At 62.9% G+C, this 15,612-nt stretch carries 10 protein-coding genes; 5 read left to right on the forward strand and 5 right to left on the reverse strand.

Going from position 1 to position 15,612, the window contains the following annotated elements:
• Nucleotides 1-6: 6 nt before the first annotated feature.
• The 3 genes from PW947_RS16305 to PW947_RS16315 form a co-directional block, all read right to left on the reverse strand.
• Nucleotides 7-1,980 carry a methyl-accepting chemotaxis protein gene (locus tag PW947_RS16305; protein WP_299633385.1) on the reverse strand — a complete coding sequence of 658 codons (1,974 nt, stop codon included), beginning with the start codon at nt 1,978-1,980 and terminating at the stop codon, nt 7-9.
• Between the two features lie 159 nt (nt 1,981-2,139).
• Nucleotides 2,140-4,740 carry a heavy metal translocating P-type ATPase gene (locus PW947_RS16310; RefSeq protein WP_299633386.1) on the reverse strand — a complete coding sequence of 867 codons (2,601 nt, stop codon included), beginning with the start codon at nt 4,738-4,740 and terminating at the stop codon, nt 2,140-2,142.
• A 151-nt stretch (nt 4,741-4,891) separates the two neighbouring features.
• Nucleotides 4,892-5,533 carry an FMN-binding negative transcriptional regulator gene (locus PW947_RS16315; protein WP_299633387.1) on the reverse strand — a complete coding sequence of 214 codons (642 nt, stop codon included), beginning with the start codon at nt 5,531-5,533 and terminating at the stop codon, nt 4,892-4,894.
• 427 nt (nt 5,534-5,960) lie between these two features.
• On the opposite strand from PW947_RS16315, the gene PW947_RS16320 reads away from it, so the two are divergent.
• The 5 genes from PW947_RS16320 (at nt 5,961) to PW947_RS16340 (ending at nt 14,016) form a co-directional block, all read left to right on the forward strand.
• Nucleotides 5,961-7,391, forward strand: a complete 1,431-nt coding sequence (locus PW947_RS16320; protein WP_299633388.1) for a DUF1254 domain-containing protein — start codon at nt 5,961-5,963, stop codon at nt 7,389-7,391.
• A 280-nt stretch (nt 7,392-7,671) separates the two neighbouring features.
• The gene (locus PW947_RS16325) at nt 7,672-11,493 is read left to right on the forward strand and encodes a DUF748 domain-containing protein (protein WP_299633389.1); all 3,822 of its coding nucleotides are present in this window, start codon (nt 7,672-7,674) and stop codon (nt 11,491-11,493) included.
• Between the two features lie 271 nt (nt 11,494-11,764).
• The gene (locus PW947_RS16330; protein WP_366146126.1) at nt 11,765-12,820 is read left to right on the forward strand and encodes an OmpA family protein; all 1,056 of its coding nucleotides are present in this window, start codon (nt 11,765-11,767) and stop codon (nt 12,818-12,820) included.
• Between the two features lie 96 nt (nt 12,821-12,916).
• Nucleotides 12,917-13,558, forward strand: a complete 642-nt coding sequence (locus PW947_RS16335) for a response regulator transcription factor (RefSeq protein WP_299633390.1) — start codon at nt 12,917-12,919, stop codon at nt 13,556-13,558.
• Nucleotides 13,558-14,016: an Hpt domain-containing protein gene (locus PW947_RS16340; protein ID WP_299633391.1), complete on the forward strand. Its 459-nt coding sequence runs from the start codon at nt 13,558-13,560 to the stop codon at nt 14,014-14,016. Before PW947_RS16335 ends, PW947_RS16340 begins: the two co-directional genes overlap by 1 nt.
• A 9-nt stretch (nt 14,017-14,025) precedes the next feature.
• Here the strand turns inward: PW947_RS16340 and PW947_RS16345 are convergent, their stop codons facing one another.
• Nucleotides 14,026-14,817: a lytic transglycosylase domain-containing protein gene (locus PW947_RS16345; protein ID WP_299633392.1), complete on the reverse strand. Its 792-nt coding sequence runs from the start codon at nt 14,815-14,817 to the stop codon at nt 14,026-14,028.
• Nucleotides 14,817-15,557 carry a TadE/TadG family type IV pilus assembly protein gene (locus PW947_RS16350; protein WP_299633393.1) on the reverse strand — a complete coding sequence of 247 codons (741 nt, stop codon included), beginning with the start codon at nt 15,555-15,557 and terminating at the stop codon, nt 14,817-14,819. Before PW947_RS16350 ends, PW947_RS16345 begins: the two co-directional genes overlap by 1 nt.
• Between the last annotated feature and the right edge of the window lie 55 nt (nt 15,558-15,612).

A 15,612-nucleotide genomic window follows, 5' to 3' on the forward strand; every position in this document is an offset into this window, starting at 1 on the left:
CGCGCGTCAGTGGATCGACGAATCGAGCTTGAACACGCTGACCACCTGCGCGAGGCGTTCGGCGTGATCGCGCAATTCGGCGGCGGCCACTTCCGCGTCGCCGACGATGGTGGCGTTTTGCTGCGTCGCTTCGCCGATCTGCGTGACCGCCAGATTCACCTGCTCGATGCCGCCCGACTGTTCGCGCGACGCGACGCTGATTTCGCCCATGATCGACTGCACGCGGCTGACGTGCTGGACGATGCCTTGCATCTTCGCACTCGCTTCCTCGGCGATCCTGAAGCCGGTTTGCACGGTGGTGCTCGATTCCGCGATCAACGCTTCGATTTCCTTCACCGACGCCGCGCTGCGTTGCGCAAGCGCCCGCACTTCCGACGCGACCACCGCGAAACCCTTGCCATGTTCGCCCGCGCGCGCCGCTTCGACGGCGGCGTTCAGTGCGAGGATGTTGGTCTGGAACGCGATGCCTTCGATCACACTCGTGATGTCCGCGATCTTCTGCGATGAACGGCTGATTTCGCCCATCGTCGAGACCACGCGTTCGACAGCGTCGCCGCCTTCGCGCGCAGCGTCGGACGCACTCGTTACGAGCGTGTTGGCTTGCGCGGCGTGATCGGCGTTCTGCTGAACGGTGGACGTGATCTCTTCCATGCTCGCGGCGGTTTCTTCGAGACTGCTCGCTTGCGTGGCGATTCGCGATGCGATGTCGCCGCTGCTGGTGGCGATTTTCGCGGTGCCGTGCGTCATGTCCGTGGATGCGTGACGCACTTGCGTGACGATCCGCGCCAGGCCTTCGCCGATGCCGTCGATGGCCTGCATCAACCGGCCGATTTCATCGGTGCGAGCCGTGTCGCCGTTCGATACGCGCACGCTCAGATCGCCGGAAGCGAACCGTTCCGACGCCTTCGCGGCTTCGTCGAGCGGACGGCTGACGATGCGACGCACGGCGACCACGAACACCACTGCAAACGCCGCGACCAGCATGAAACCGATCACGAGGAAGTGATTGCGCGTCGCGGTGACTTCGGCGAGCACTTCGTCGCGCGGCGCGACGCCGCCGATCAGCCAGTGCCATTCCGGCACCGTGACGAACGACACGAACTTGTCGCGCGCGGCTTTCTCGCCGAGCGTCGAATCCGCGGACACGAATTCGAGTTGACCTTCCTTCATGTCGAGCATCTTCCCGTACGGCGCGTTCGCGTCGTCGGCGGGTTGGCCTTCGGCGCCCGGATGCACCATCAGCTTGCCGCGATCGGCGCCGCCCGTCGCATTGACGACGAAGTAGTAGCCGGAATCGCCGATCTTCAGGTTGCGAATGCCGTCTTCGACCGACTTCATCTCCGCACCGACGTCGACACCGACGAACAGCGCGGCGATCACGCGCCCGCTCGCATCCGTCACCGGACGGTATTGCGTGATGTAACGCTTGCCGAACAGCGTCGCGAGACCGGTGAAGGTCTTGCCCGCGAGCACCGGCTCATACGCCGGACCTTTCCGATCGAGCATCGTGCCGATCGCACGCGCGCCGTCCTGCTTTTTCAGCGAGGTCGTCACGCGCACGAAATCGTCGCCGCTCCGCGCGAACACCGTCGCGATCGCGCCGCTGCGTTCGAGAAATTGATCGGGAATCGAAAAGTCCATGTTCAGGACTTTGTCGCCGGCTTTCAGCGTCGGCGTGGCGACGCCGTCGATATCGATTTTCTGGGTTTCGTCGAGCGTGTAGTTGGGCGGCAGGAAGCTCGCGAACATCGACGTGGAGCGGCTGACTTCCGCGGACAGCGCCTTGTCGAACAGGCCGATCATCGCCGCCAGCGAGCGGTCCTTTTCTGAGATCCGGGCCAGCGTCTGGTCCTGTACCTCGATCCCGGCGGCGCGCGTCAACGCCCACGTGAACGCGGCAAAGATCAGCGCGACCAGCGCGCAGGACAGCACGGCGAGCCGTACGCCGACGCTGGCGCGCCGCAGTGAAAGAAATTGCATCGATGAATGTCTCGTCAGTTAGCGTAATCCGGAGGGCTTCATGGGTGCACGCACCACTTCAACGACCTGTTTACGGCTATCTGACAGAACTTCTTGAGCAATTTGAACGCTTAATCTAAGTATTTACCCTAAGCAATCGTCATACTAAAAGCGCGCGCTTCAATGGCGCGCACGCCACGTGCGCAGCAGCAGCGCGTTCGCCACCACGCTGACGCTCGAAAACGCCATCGCGGCACCGGCGAGCATCGGGTTGAGCAGACCGAGCGCCGCGAGCGGAATGCCGATCAGGTTGTAGACGAACGCCCAGAACAGGTTCTGCCGGATCTTGTTCCAGGTGCGGCGCGAGATGTCGATCGCGTCGGCGACGAGCGCCGGGTCGCCGCGCATCAGCGTGATGCCGGCGGCGTGCATCGCGACGTCGGTGCCGGTCGCCATCGCGATGCCGAGGTCGGCGGCGGCGAGCGCGGGCGCGTCGTTGATGCCGTCGCCGGCCATCGCGACGATCCCCGCCGTGCGGATTTTCAGATCGCGGATCACGCGCGCCTTGTCGTCGGGCAACACGCCCGCATGGAACTCGCGAATGCCGAGCGCACGCGCGACGCTGGCGGCGCTGCCGTGGTTGTCGCCGGTGACGAGAACGCTGGTGACGCCCATCTGCGTCAGCCGTTCGACGGCGGCGCGTGCGGTCGGCTTCAACGTGTCGCCGAACGCGATCAGCGCGAGAACGGTGGCGTTGTGCTGGCGCGCCGTTGTCGGAGCCGCGACCGTGGACGCTCGTTGCGTGTCGTTCGCGCTTGCGCCGAGGTCGATCAGCCACGACACGGTGTTGCCTTCGCTTTCCAGTTCGCGCGCGCGTACCGCCAGTTCGGGCGGCGTCACGGCGCCGAGTTCGTCGAGCCATCGTCCGCTGCCGATTGCCAGCGTTTTTCCGGCGACGCGTGCCCGCACGCCGCGTCCGGCGACGGTTTGCGCAGCGTCGGCGTCGAGCGCGGCGCGTGGCGTGCCGGCGACGGCGGCGTCGTAAGCGTTGACGACTGCGCGCGCGAGCGGGTGATCGCTGTGCCGCTGAACGGCGGCGGCGAGCGCGAGCGCGTCGTCGCGCGCAATGCCGACGGCGTCGAACGCGGTCACCGAAGGCTGACCGAGCGTCAACGTGCCGGTTTTGTCGAATGCGACGATCTCGATCCGATGCGCGGTTTCGAGCGCGATCGCGTCCTTGATCAACACGCCTTGACGCGCGGCCACGCCGGTTCCGGCCATCACGGCGGCCGGTGTGGCGAGTCCGAGCGCGCACGGACAGGCGATCACCAGCACCGCGACTGCATTGACCAGCGCGGTTTCGCCGCCCGCGCCCGCGATCAGCCAGCCGATCAGCGTCAGCAATGCGATGCCGAGGATCGCCGGGACGAAGATTTCGCTGACACGATCGACCAGACGCTGGATCGGCGCTTTTTCCGCCTGCGCCGATTCGACCAGACGCACGATCCGCGCGAGCGTCGTTTCCGCGCCGACGGCCGTGGCGGTCACGGCAATCGCGCCTTCGCCGTTGATCGAACCGGCAGTGACGCGCTCGCCCGGCTGTTTCGGCACGGGCAGGCTTTCGCCGGTAATCAGCGATTCGTCGATATGCGTGCGGCCTTCGAGCACGGTGCCATCGACCGGAAGCCGTTCGCCCGGCCATACCGCGACGATCATCCCGACCTGTACGCTCGCCAGCGGCACGTCCCGCTCGACGCCGCCGGTCCGCACCCGCGCGCGATCGGGGCGCAGCGCGTTCAGCGCGCGGATCGCGTCGGTGGTCTGACGGCGCGCGCGGGCTTCGAGCCATTTGCCGAAGCGCACCAGCGTAATCACGACCGCCGACGCTTCGAAGTACAGATGCGCGCTTTCGCCCGGATGCGCGATCAGTTCATAGACGCTGATGCCATACGCCGCCGACGTCCCGAGTGCGACCAGCAGATCCATATTGCCCGCGCCCGCGCGGACCGCGCGATACGCGGCGCGGTAGAAACGCGCGCCGAAGCCGAACTGCACGATGCTGGCGAGCACGAGTTGCAGCCACGGCGGCGGCATCGCGATCATGCCGTGATTGCCTGCCTGTGCGGACGCGCCGAACCATGCGCCGACCATCGGCGCGACCAGCGGCAGCGTCAACAACGCGCAGACCAGCACGGCGATCAGTTCGCTGCGGGTCTGGTTGCGCAGCTTGTCGGCGGCGGCGGATGCGGATGCGGCCGCTTGCGGCGCGTCGTCGCGGACCCGCGGCGTCGCTTCGTAACCGGCTTTCGCGACGGCGGCGACTAGTGCGGCGACCAGCGCGTCGGTCGTCGCGACGCCGGCACCGGCGATGCGGACCGTCGCCGTTTCCGTCGCGAGATTGACGGAGGCGCCGCTCACGCCGGGCACTTTCGCCAGCGCTTTCTCGACGCGGCCCGCGCAGGCCGCGCAGGTCATGCCGCCGATCGCGAGATCGGTGCTGGTTTCGGCGGCGGGCGTCGACGCGTGCGGTACGATGACCGGCGTCGCTTCGTATCCGGCCTTCGTGACGGCGGCGACCAGCGTGTCGGTATCGACGTGCTGATCGGCGTCGATATCGACGCTGGCTTTTTCAGTGGCGAGATTCACCGAGGCGCGGGTGACGCCGGGCACTTTCGCCAGCGCCTTTTCGACGCGCAGCGCGCACGACGCGCAGGTCATCCCGCTGATTTCGAGTTCGGCGGGTGCGGCAGCGGGGCGTTGTGGCGTGGACAGATCGGTCATTTTGCAAACGGGTCGGGCGGCGCAAGGCTGCGTCAATGAATCCAGTATCGACGTTCCCATTGTGGGAAGGTCAAGGAATCATCCTGGAAAACCCGTTTGCGTGCACGGGACGGCGCATCGAGGCCGTCCGCGTAGGTCGATGACGGCGTGTTTAGAGTGCGGGCGGCGCGTCGAGCATGGCCTGGCCGACGGCGGTCTGTTCGTCGGTGTCGCGTGCGAGCAGCGTGTTGGCGGCGCCGAGCCGGTCCGCCGATGCCTTGTTCTGGCCGAGCTTCCATTTGCCGACCATCCGCGTGACCTCGATCTCGATCCCGACGATCGCGCCGACCATCTGCTCGATGAAATCGGCTGGGGCGTCGCCCATTTTCCACGGTTGCGCTTCGCTCGCTTCCATCTTGCGTGTCAGACGCGCGACCAGACCGCGTACGAACTTTTCGTCGTCATGGACCACGATCCGGCCATGCGCATGCACGACCATATAGTTGTAAGTCGGTACCTGCCGATGCGTTTCCTGCTTGCCCGGATACCAGCTCGGTGAAATGTAAGCCGCCGGTCCCTGAAAGATCACCAGCGCGTCGGGCTGGTTCGCCGCTTCCTGCCAGACCGGATTCGCCCGCGCGACGTGCGCGCGCAGCGTGCCGTGTTCGCCTTGCGCGGCGTCGAATTCGAACGGCAGATGATTCGCGTCGAGACCGTTCGGACCCAGCGTCACGAGTGCGCCGAACGGCTCGTCCGCAATCAGGCGGTGCAGCACGTCGGGACGGTTTTCTGCGAAATGGGCGGGCATGTACATGTAACGCTCCGAAGACATAGGGACCGCCAGGCGGTGCAAGGGGGAAGGCGACGACGTCGCGCGGCACCGGATGAAAGGCCGTCGAAAGCGTGTTTCCGATCGATCGAGCCGTGTCGCAAGGTTCGGGAACGCGCTGTGCAACTGCAGCCGGCCGGCGCAGTATCGGGAGGCTGCGACGGTCGGTGCATCCTGCGATGGACGGCCGGATTTCGCCGGTTTGCGCAATCGTTCGCTTTGTCGCCGATTTTGTTTATAGAGGCAAGAGATTATTCCCGTATTGGCGCTTGCCTGCCCGCTTAGGATACGTTACAACGCGTTGTTGCCGGGAAGGGATCTCCGTGACGCTGACGGGCTTGGGAGGCCGTCAGCAAGGGGTTCTCCATCCGCCGACGCATTTCATGGACCGCACGTTCCGCTACCTGAAAGAATGATAAAAATTCGCCGAGAACTGTTTTCTATTCCTGCGGCCGCCAGGCCCGTCGCAGGCATTCTGAGTGCCGTCAGCCTTGCCGTGCTGGCAGGCTGTGCGGCCCCGCCGGTCGCCAAGCCGGTCCCGACCGGCTGGGTCGCCGATGAAGTCGCCGATTCCTACGTATTCGGTTATCCGCTGGTTCTGATGGACGTCGCGCGCACCAGCGCGGTCGGCGATGCGCCCGGCCAGGCGCCCGTCAATGCGTTGCGCGACGCGCAAGCGTTGCCGCCGGTCGGCACTGCACGTCCGCCGCGCGCCAGCGTCGATACGATCGATACGACCGGCTGGCTCGACGTCGGCGCGGAACCCGTCATCGTCACGTTGCCGGATTCGCATGGCCGCTATATCGACGCCCGCGTGCTCGATATGTGGACCAACGTGGTCTGGTCGTCCACCAGCACGCAGACCGGCTCGCGCGTGACGGGCATCAAGTCGCAAACGATTGCCTTCGTCGGACCGGGCTGGAAAGGCAAGCTGCCGTCGGGCGTCAAGCGGGTGGACGTCGCGACCCGCAACCTGTGGTTCGTCGCCCGCATTCAAACCGCCGGCGGCCGGGACATGGCGGCCGTGCGCAAGCTGCAAGGCAAGATCAACGTCGAACCGCTGAGCGATTTCATCGACAGCGGGACGTCGCCGGGAACGCCCGCCCGCAACGGCGTCGATACGCCGAGCGATGCCACGCCGGCCGCGCAGGTCGCCGCACTCGATGCGCGCGCGTTCTTCAACCGTCTCGCGAAGGCGCTCGAAGACAATCCGCCCACAACGGCCGACCAGCACGCAATGAAAATCCTCGCGGATATCGGCGTGACGCCCGGCGAAGCCGCGGCGCTGCCGGGCGGTGCCAGCGCGGCGATCGCGTCCGGACTCGCCGCGGGACACGAACGCGTCGCGATGCCGCCGTCCAATCTGCTGACGGGCAACGGCTGGAGCTGGTTCGGCGACGGCGTCGGCAGCTATGGGCCGGATTACGCGTTGCGCGCATACGCGTCGTATGCGGAACCCGGCATCGGCACGCGCGAGGACGAAGTGCGGGCGATCGTCACCCAGGACAGCGACGGTCATCCGCTGAACGGTTCGAACCGCTACACGATTCATTTCGAGCCGAACGGCCTGCCGCCGGTGCGTGGCTTCTGGTCGATCACCGCTTACACGAAAGAGGGCGCGCTCGGTGAAAGCGCACCGTCGCGGCTGTCGATCGGCGATCGTAGCGGCGCGCGTCGTAATCGCGATGGTTCGCTCGACATCACCATCGCGCCGACCCGTCCGCGTGCGGCGAACTGGCTGCCCGCGCCGCGTGGCGATATGCAGCTCGAATTGCGCATCTATGCGCCGAAGCCGCAAGCCACGGAAGGCACGTGGCAACCGCCGGCGGTGGTTCGCGAGTAAGGTCAGGCGAGGCTTGAACGCCCGGTCGGCGACGCGGCATCGCGTCGCCGACCGGGCCTGCCGGACACCGCCGTACTGCCGGCGTGCCGCGCCGTATCTTGCGGCGCATTTGCCGTGCCTTCGTGACGTACCCATGACGTCGCAATGACGTCGTGAAGCGCACGCCGCCTACGTTTCCATCGCGTTTAGAACGCCGTACGATTTATACTGGCCGCTCGCGCTGTTCGGGCGACTTCGTTATCGCGGCGTGCGGGCTGCGCCGCATCACTGACGTTACGGCATGGCAACGCTGAACCGATCGACTCTCGCATCTTCGCTCCAGGCCGCGCGCAATCTCGCGCAGGCACGCCGTACCCGGCGCATCCTGATCGGCGTGCTGATCTTCCTCGTTGTGTTCGGACTGCTCGGCTTCTTTGCCGCACCGCCGCTGATCCGTCATATTGCAGAACAGCAACTCAGCCAGCAGCTCGACCGGCCGTCCACGATTGGCCGGATCGCGTTGAATCCTTATTCGCTGAAGCTCGAAGCCGATCGCGTGCACATCGGCGAGCGGGGCGGCGCGGGGCCGTTCGTCGATATCGAACGGTTGATCGTGCGGCCGTCGTGGGCGTCGCTGTTTCGCGGTGCGCCGATCGTCGACGAAGTGCAGATCGATTCGCCGCGCTTTCACGTGATTCGCTATGACGCGCAGCGTTTCAACTTCAGCGATCTGATCGAGAAATTCTCGAAGCCATCGAAACCTGACAGCAAGCCGACGCTGTTTTCCGTGTCGAACATTCGCGTCGAAAACGGCACCATCACGTTCGACGACAGATTGCTCAATGCAACCCACGTGATCGACGAATGGAAGCTCGGCATTCCATTTATCGCAACCTTGCCGTCGAAAACCGACATCTTCGTCGAGCCTTTGTTGCGCGCGCGGATCGACGGCAGCCCGCTCGCGATCGACGGCAAAACCAAACCGTTTGCGGCGTCGCGTGAATCGGAAGTGTCGTTGCGTTTCGACGGGCTCGACATGCCCAAGGTGCTGTCGTACGTGCCGACGAAGTTGCCGGTCATCGTCGAGACCGGCAAGCTGTCCACCGATCTAAAACTGAACTTCGTGATGTCGGGCGATGCGCCTTCATTGCGCGTGGCGGGCACCGTGGACGTGAACGGTCTCGACGTGCGCGATACGCAGAAGGCGGCGTTCTTCGCGGCGCGCGGCGTGCATGTCGCGGCGGCGTCGCTGGAACCGCTGAAGAGCGTGTATCGCTTCGATTCGATCGCGATCGATGCACCCGCCGTCCAGGTGTCGCGCGACAAGTCGGGCGTGTTCAGCGTCGAGCGGATGTTCGCGCCCGCGGAAGGCGCGGCGTCCGGTGGTGCGGCGAAGGCTTCGGCGGCTTCGGCTGGCTCGGCCGCTTCGTCGGCCGCGGCCGACGCCAAAGCGGCACCGCCGCTCGATCTGTCGATCAAGCGTTTCGCCATCAACGACGGCACGGTCCGGTTCGCCGACGCCGCGAACGCAAAGCCGGTCACGCTTGGACTGAACGGGATCGGCGCGACGCTGGTCGATTTCTCGACGCTCGCGACTACGCCCGCGCTGTACACGCTGAATATGGCCTTCGCCGATTCGCCCGGCTCGCTCGACGCCGCCGGTTCGGTTGGCCTCGCCGCGAAAACCGCGAGCGCGAAGCTGAACATCAAGACCTTGTCGTTGCCGCTGCTGCAACCGTATCTCGACAGTGTCACGGCCGCGCGGATCGCCAGCGGCGCGTTGACGGCGACGGTCAACGTCGGTGCAAACTGGGCCAATGCGCCGGCCGCGATCAAGGTCGGCGAAAGCGAGTTGAATCTGGACACGCTGAAAGTGCTCGCGCCCGGTTCGAACGATGCGGCGATTTCGCTGGCGCAAGGTCGCGTCGTCGTCAAACAGGTCGATGTGGCGGCGCGGCAGGCCGAGATCGATTCGGTGGCGGCAACTGGACTGGGCATCAACGTCGAACGTCGCAAGGACGGTTCGATCGATCTCGCGGCGCTGGCCGGGCCGCATCAGTCGGAAACGCAGCGTACCGCGATTCACGCGGCCAAAAAGGCCGAGGCCGAGGGTCCGGCATGGCATTACAAGATCGGCGCATTGGAGTTGACCGATGCAACCGCGAACTTCACGGACAACTCGACGCCGCAACCGGTCAAGCTGGCCGTGACGCCGCTGAACCTGAAAGTGCAGCAAATCACCGACGACCTCAGCCGTCCTCTGCCAGTCGATCTCAAGGCCACGCTGAATCGTAAAGGCACGCTGGGCGTGACCGGCGACGTCACCGTGGCGCCGCTGAAACTGGCGCTCAAGGTGGATGCGAACCGGCTCGACGCGGCCGCGTTCGAGCCGTATTTCGGCAGCAAGCTGAACGCGACGATCGCGAGCGCGTTGCTCAACGCGAATGGCGAACTGGCGTTCAGCCAAGGCGGTGAAGGCGCGTCGGGCGGCACTGCGCGAGGCGGCCGGAACGCGCGCGCGGTGACGTCGGCGGAGGCGATGAAAGCGACGTATCGCGGCGATGCGGCGCTCGTCGACGTACGGATGATCGACAAGGCCACGTCCGATCCATTTGCCGGCTGGAGTTCGCTTGCGTTGTCCGGTCTTAAGGCCAGTTACGACGAGCGCGGCGGCACCGATGTCGATGCGAGCCGCGTGACGTTCACAAAGTTTTACGGTCGCGTGTTGCTGAACGCGCAAGGCAAGCTGAATCTGACCGACGTGGTCGCGCATCAATCCGGCGAGGCGAAATCGTTGACGCGCGACAAGGCCGGCGCGTCGGAACCGGTGCCGCTGTCGCCGGCCGTCGCATCCGCGCCGGTGGTGGCATCTGCACCGCCGGCGGCATCGGCTCCATCGCCGACCGTGACGGCCGCTCAGGCGCCGCAAAGCCCGGTTCGCGCGCATTTTGGTCAACTTGTGTTGCAGCAAGGTCGTGTCACGTACACCGACAACTTCATCAAGCCGAATTTCACGGCGAATCTGGTCGGCATTCAAGGGACGATCGGCGCGTTCGGCACGCAATCTACCGTATCCGCGCCGGTCGATGTCGCGGCGAAACTCGCCGCGAACGGCCCGATTTCGATCCGCGGTTCGGTCAATCCGCTAATTGCAAAACCGGCGCTCGATCTGACCGCGAGCGCGCACGATATCGAGTTGACCAATCTGACGCCGTACTCCGCGAAGTACGCGGGTTATCCGATCACGAAGGGCAAGCTGAACGTCGATCTGCACTACCAGCTTGCAAACGATCAACTGACCGCAAACAACCATCTGTTTATCGATCAACTGACTTTCGGCGATCACGTCGATAACGACACTGCAACGAAATTGCCCGTGCGTTTAGCCATTTCGTTGCTGAAGAATTCGCGCGGCGAGATCGACGTGAATATTCCGGTGTCGGGTTCGTTGTCGAATCCGGAGTTCAGCATTGGCGGCCTGATCTGGCATGCGGTGCTGAATCTGTTGCAGAAAGCGGTGACGGCGCCGTTCTCGTTGCTCGCGAATGCGTTCGGCGGAAATAGCGAGGAGCTTGGGTATGTCGAGTTCGAGCCGGGATCGTCGAAGCTGACGGACGCTTCGACCGGCAAACTCGACAAGATCGCGAAGGCGCTGACCGACAAGCCGTCGATCCGCATCGATCTGATCGGACGTGTCGATCCGAAGATCGACGAACCGGCGCTGCGCACGGCGTATGTCGATCGGCTCGTGCGTCAGCAGAAGGTCAAGGACGTGGTCGGCAACGGCGAGAGCGTGGATGTATCCGACGTTGCCGTGAGTTCGGCGGAGTACGACAAGTATTTGACGAAGGCGTACAAGGCGTCCGATTTCAAGAAGCCGCGCAACGTGGTCGGATTGACCAAATCCTTGCCCGACGACGACATGAAAGCCGCGCTTGCCGAACACGCACCCATCGACGACGGCAGCTTGCGCACGCTCGCGCAGCAACGCGCGCAAAGCGTGCAGGCATATTTCGACGACAAGATCGACAGCAGCCGCGTGTTCGTCGTCGCACCGAAACTCGACGCCGACGGCATCAAGGACAAAGGCGCGACCACGCGGGTCGATTTCGGCCTGAAGTAATCTCTGTACTTTCGGGACAATGTGCGACCGCTGTGCCACATCGTGGCGCTCGGTCGCATGACGACGTCCAGTCTCCCTTCCATACGCCGTACCACCATCGACGATAGCTGCGTGAGCCGCAAGCCGTTGCGTCTCCGAAGTCGAAACAATGTGATCCGTCGTCCACCGCGTCTCACGGACGACAGAACTCTGGGAATTTTCCCATTCCAGACGACCACGCGTGTCCCTATGCTCAGTGACTCGGAAAGAATGAAGAGTTTGTGCATAGACCATGATTGGACACACATTGACGGCGCTTGCGTGCGCATTGATCCTGGCCGGTTGTGCGGGACAGGACGCACGTGACCGGTTGGGCATCCAGGATTCCACGGTCCTGCAACGAGGCGTGGGCACGCCACAAACCGAAGCCGCCGGCGCGGTCTCCGCGCAGTGGGTCAGCACGTACGCGTCGATCGCCGGTCGGCAGGATGCGCTTCGGACCTTGCAACAACGCGTCGATGCGTTACCTGACGACAAGCAGCGCTACTTCCACGCGAAGGCGCAATGTTGGGTCGATGCGGGTTTGCAGGCGTGGAACGCGCGTGATCAATGGGGTTTCGTCGAAGAGGCGATAGGCCAGGCCGCGCTGATCGCGACGAGTCTCGAAGCGGGCACACCGCTGTCTGCCGCGAATCCGGAACTGCGCACCGTATCGACCGTGCGTCCGGACTTGTGGAATATCGTCAACGTCATCAAGGCGGATCCGGCTGTCGTCAACTGTCCGGACGCACAGCAGCCGCTGGCGTGTGCCGAGGTCGGTTTGATGTCTGCCGGTCACGAAGCCTGGACGCGCAATTTTTCGGCGGCGGTAAAAGCACTGCCGGGCATTCAGCGCAGTCTGCAGCAATCCGCGCAGGCCGCGTTGCAGTGCGCGGCGCAGCGACCTGCTCAGGTCACGCCAACTGAAGCGCAAAAAGTCACGTTGAGAGCCGATTCGGCTTTCAGATTCAACGGCAGCAATGAAGCCGCGATGTTGCCACTCGGTAAAGCGCAACTCGATGCGGTCGCGACGGGGCTGCAAAACAATCGGGCCATTCGCGCGCTGAACATCGTCGGCTACTCCGATCGTTTAGGTCGCGACGCATACAACCAGAAGCTCTCGCTTCAACGTGCGCAGACCGTTCGTGATTATTTGCGAAGTCGCGGCGTCAGCGTGCCGATGACAACGCGAGGCAACGGCAACACGAAACCAGTCGTCGACTGCAAACAGACTCAACGCGAAGCGCTCGTGCAATGTCTTGCGCCGAACCGGCGTGTCGAGATCGAGTTTTTACGCGACGGCGAGTAATTCGCTCGCGTCATGATGTACTCCGGGGCGTTCATGCATCGAATGAAATGCGATGCAATGAAACGCGCCGGTGAGTAACCCAGTAAGGAAATTCAAATGACTACAATCTTGATTGTCGACGATCATCCGGCGATGCGTCTGGTGATGAAAACGCAGCTTTCGCAAATGATCGGTGTGACGGATATCGTCGAAGCCGATAATGGCCAGGTGGCAGTGGAACTGGCACGCCAACGCATGCCGGATCTTGCTATCCTCGACCTCGATATTCCACGCATCAACGGCCTCGACGTTATTCCGCGTTTGAAGCTGGCGCATCCGGCCATACGTGTACTAGTATTGTCCGGGCACGATCCGGTGACGTTCGGGCAACGCGCGATGCGTGCGGGCGCTCAAGGGTTCGTGGGAAAATCGCAGGAGATCAAGGAGATCTTGCGCAGTGTTGAAGCGGTATTGGCCGGTTACTCGGTTTTTCCGATGACCGTGAGCGGCGGAAGTTCTGGATTGGGTGCGCCAGGCGCCAGCGAAGAGGACCGGCTTAAGCTTCTGTCGGATAAGGAACTGGTGATCTTGCAGATGCTGGCGAAGGGCTTGTCGAATAAGGCAATTGGGGAATCGCTATTTATCAGCAACAAAACCGTAAGTAGTCACAAGGCCAGAATCATGCTGAAGTTGGGCGTTAAATCGCTGGTCGAACTGATCGATTGCGCGCGCCGTTGCCGTATTTCATCGACCCAATAATGTCAGCATCGACCCATTTTTCCGTGGACGACGAAGCATCATTTTTGACAGCGGCACCTGAGCTTGAATCTGTCAAAACGGTCTCTGTAGTAACACTGCATTCCGAGCAACATACTCTTCTCGCAAAGATTCAAGAACTCGCTTATGGCGATCGAGCCATCGCGCAGCACTTTATCCAACTGCTTATCAAGACCGACTCGGCAACGCTCAGCGAACTGCACGACGCCTTTCGAACATCGTCATGGGATGTGGCTGCAGCGGCTGTGCATCGAATTACGGGCTCTCTGCGCATGCTCGATTGTGCAACGCTGATCGCACTGGCTTCGACGTTCGAAGCGGCAATTCGCGACGGTGATATTCGACGTGCGCGCGCGATGCTTCCGGCCATCACACATTCACTCGAGCGTCTTAACCGCTCGCTTCGAGCACTGCTCGATTCTGCCGACACGGCTGAGTGAAGTCGCCAGTCAATCCGCAACACGCGCATCTTGCTTGACTAAAAGAAAGCGTCCTTTCCCGCCGTTTGACGTGTCTCGAATGGTAGATGCTGCATTCGCCGTCGACGTTGCATGCCGGTAGTGCGCATACCGTGCAATCACGAGCGGTACGTAGTTCATCGTTTCTGCGTAGGGCGGCACCTGGCCGCCATATTTCTGCACCGCGCCTTCGCCAGCGTTATAGGCGGCAAGCGCAAGTTTCAGACTCCCGAATTGCTGAAATAATCGCCGCAAGTATCGTGCGCCGGCCGCGATGTTCTGTCGCGGATCGAAAAGGTCCGACGCGCCATTGCGTGCGCCTGTTTCCGGCATCAACTGCATCAACCCTTTAGCGCCCTTAGGTGACACTGCTTGCGCATTCCCGCCCGACTCGACGTCGATCATCGCCATGAGCAACGCGCCGTCGAGTTCGACAGCGCCAGCGGCTTCGCTGACGAGCGGCGCCAACGCCAATACCCGTGAGGTCACCGAGTCTGATGCGGGTCGATACGCGGTGGATTGCAGAGTGCCCGGCTGAATCACGACGGATAATCTTTCCGGGTCTTCAAGCGCCGCGTTTTTGGCGACAGTCTCCGTCACGTTCGAGTCTTCTTCAGCGACTCCACCGCCGATCATCATCGTCACATGCGGTTCGACGCGACCATGGGAAGTCTGCATAACGCCCGCATGCGCATCGGTCGTGCAATAGAAAATTGATGCGAACGCAACCGGAACTAACGCATATCGTTTCTGTTTTCGTAACGACGATCGTCGCATCGCCATCACCGCGCACCGGTTGCATTCGTTGAGACGCTAGCCGGTTGCCCCCGATACGGAGACTGCATCCGTACTATCGCTTCGGATTCCAACGGTAACGGCCAGCGGTCGGCATCGATCCCGTCTTTCAGCGGAACCTTGCACAAGTAATCTGGATTTTTGGGCTCGCCATACGGAAACTCGATTTCATTCCCCGGCTCACTCGTTAGAATCCCGCCGGTGCCAATATTTCCGATGATGTTGGTCGCATAGTAGATCACCTTGTTAATCAGCGGCACGTACATGTTGTAGCAATAGTGGACGCGAATTTTCAACAGATTCGCGTCCTGAATATTGACCTTCGACGTGGCGCCCAAGCCGATGCTTCGATATGTCAACGTATCGTTTGGAATCTCGACTTTGTACCCGGCGTCTTCCGGGTAATAACGGGGTTGAGCGAAGTCCGACATCATCGCCGCCGTCGGACTGATCACGCTGATCCTGCTCCCGCCGACAAGATCTGCCGCCGCTTTCGACTGTGCTGCGAGTACGCCTTCCGTCGTCGCCTGGCGTGCATACAGTGGCGCCAGGCCGCGCGCGAGACCCGCTTGCATCGCCATCATCGATCCATTGTTGACGGCGCCTTCCCGCGCCGCTTCCAGAGCGGCGACATCCAGTGTCGATTTTGCCTGGTAGAGCAACACGAGCTGGATCGTCCCAAAGCAGAAGAACAGCAATAGCGGCGCAATAATCAGAAACTCGGTCATGGACTGACCCGATTGACGGCGTTTGCGAGGCAGACTATTCGACGCATTACGTCGA

Origin of the sequence: Paraburkholderia sp. (genome assembly GCF_028283785.1) — a bacterium.
Taxonomy (GTDB): Bacteria; Pseudomonadota; Gammaproteobacteria; order Burkholderiales; family Burkholderiaceae; genus Paraburkholderia.

What these genes read in the sequence shown, in the direction of transcription:
- PW947_RS16345 (WP_299633392.1), bottom strand. Translation starts at nt 14,817, where the DNA reads ATGGCGATGCGACGATCGTCGTTACGAAAACAGAAACGATATGCGTTA.
- PW947_RS16305 (WP_299633385.1), bottom strand. Translation starts at nt 1,980, where the DNA reads ATGCAATTTCTTTCACTGCGGCGCGCCAGCGTCGGCGTACGGCTCGCC.
- PW947_RS16350 (WP_299633393.1), bottom strand. Translation starts at nt 15,557, where the DNA reads ATGACCGAGTTTCTGATTATTGCGCCGCTATTGCTGTTCTTCTGCTTT.
- PW947_RS16330 (WP_366146126.1), top strand. Translation starts at nt 11,765, where the DNA reads ATGATTGGACACACATTGACGGCGCTTGCGTGCGCATTGATCCTGGCC.
- PW947_RS16325 (WP_299633389.1), top strand. Translation starts at nt 7,672, where the DNA reads ATGGCAACGCTGAACCGATCGACTCTCGCATCTTCGCTCCAGGCCGCG.
- PW947_RS16320 (WP_299633388.1), top strand. Translation starts at nt 5,961, where the DNA reads ATGATAAAAATTCGCCGAGAACTGTTTTCTATTCCTGCGGCCGCCAGG.
- PW947_RS16335 (WP_299633390.1), top strand. Translation starts at nt 12,917, where the DNA reads ATGACTACAATCTTGATTGTCGACGATCATCCGGCGATGCGTCTGGTG.
- PW947_RS16315 (WP_299633387.1), bottom strand. Translation starts at nt 5,533, where the DNA reads ATGTACATGCCCGCCCATTTCGCAGAAAACCGTCCCGACGTGCTGCAC.
- PW947_RS16310 (WP_299633386.1), bottom strand. Translation starts at nt 4,740, where the DNA reads ATGACCGATCTGTCCACGCCACAACGCCCCGCTGCCGCACCCGCCGAA.
- PW947_RS16340 (WP_299633391.1), top strand. Translation starts at nt 13,558, where the DNA reads ATGTCAGCATCGACCCATTTTTCCGTGGACGACGAAGCATCATTTTTG.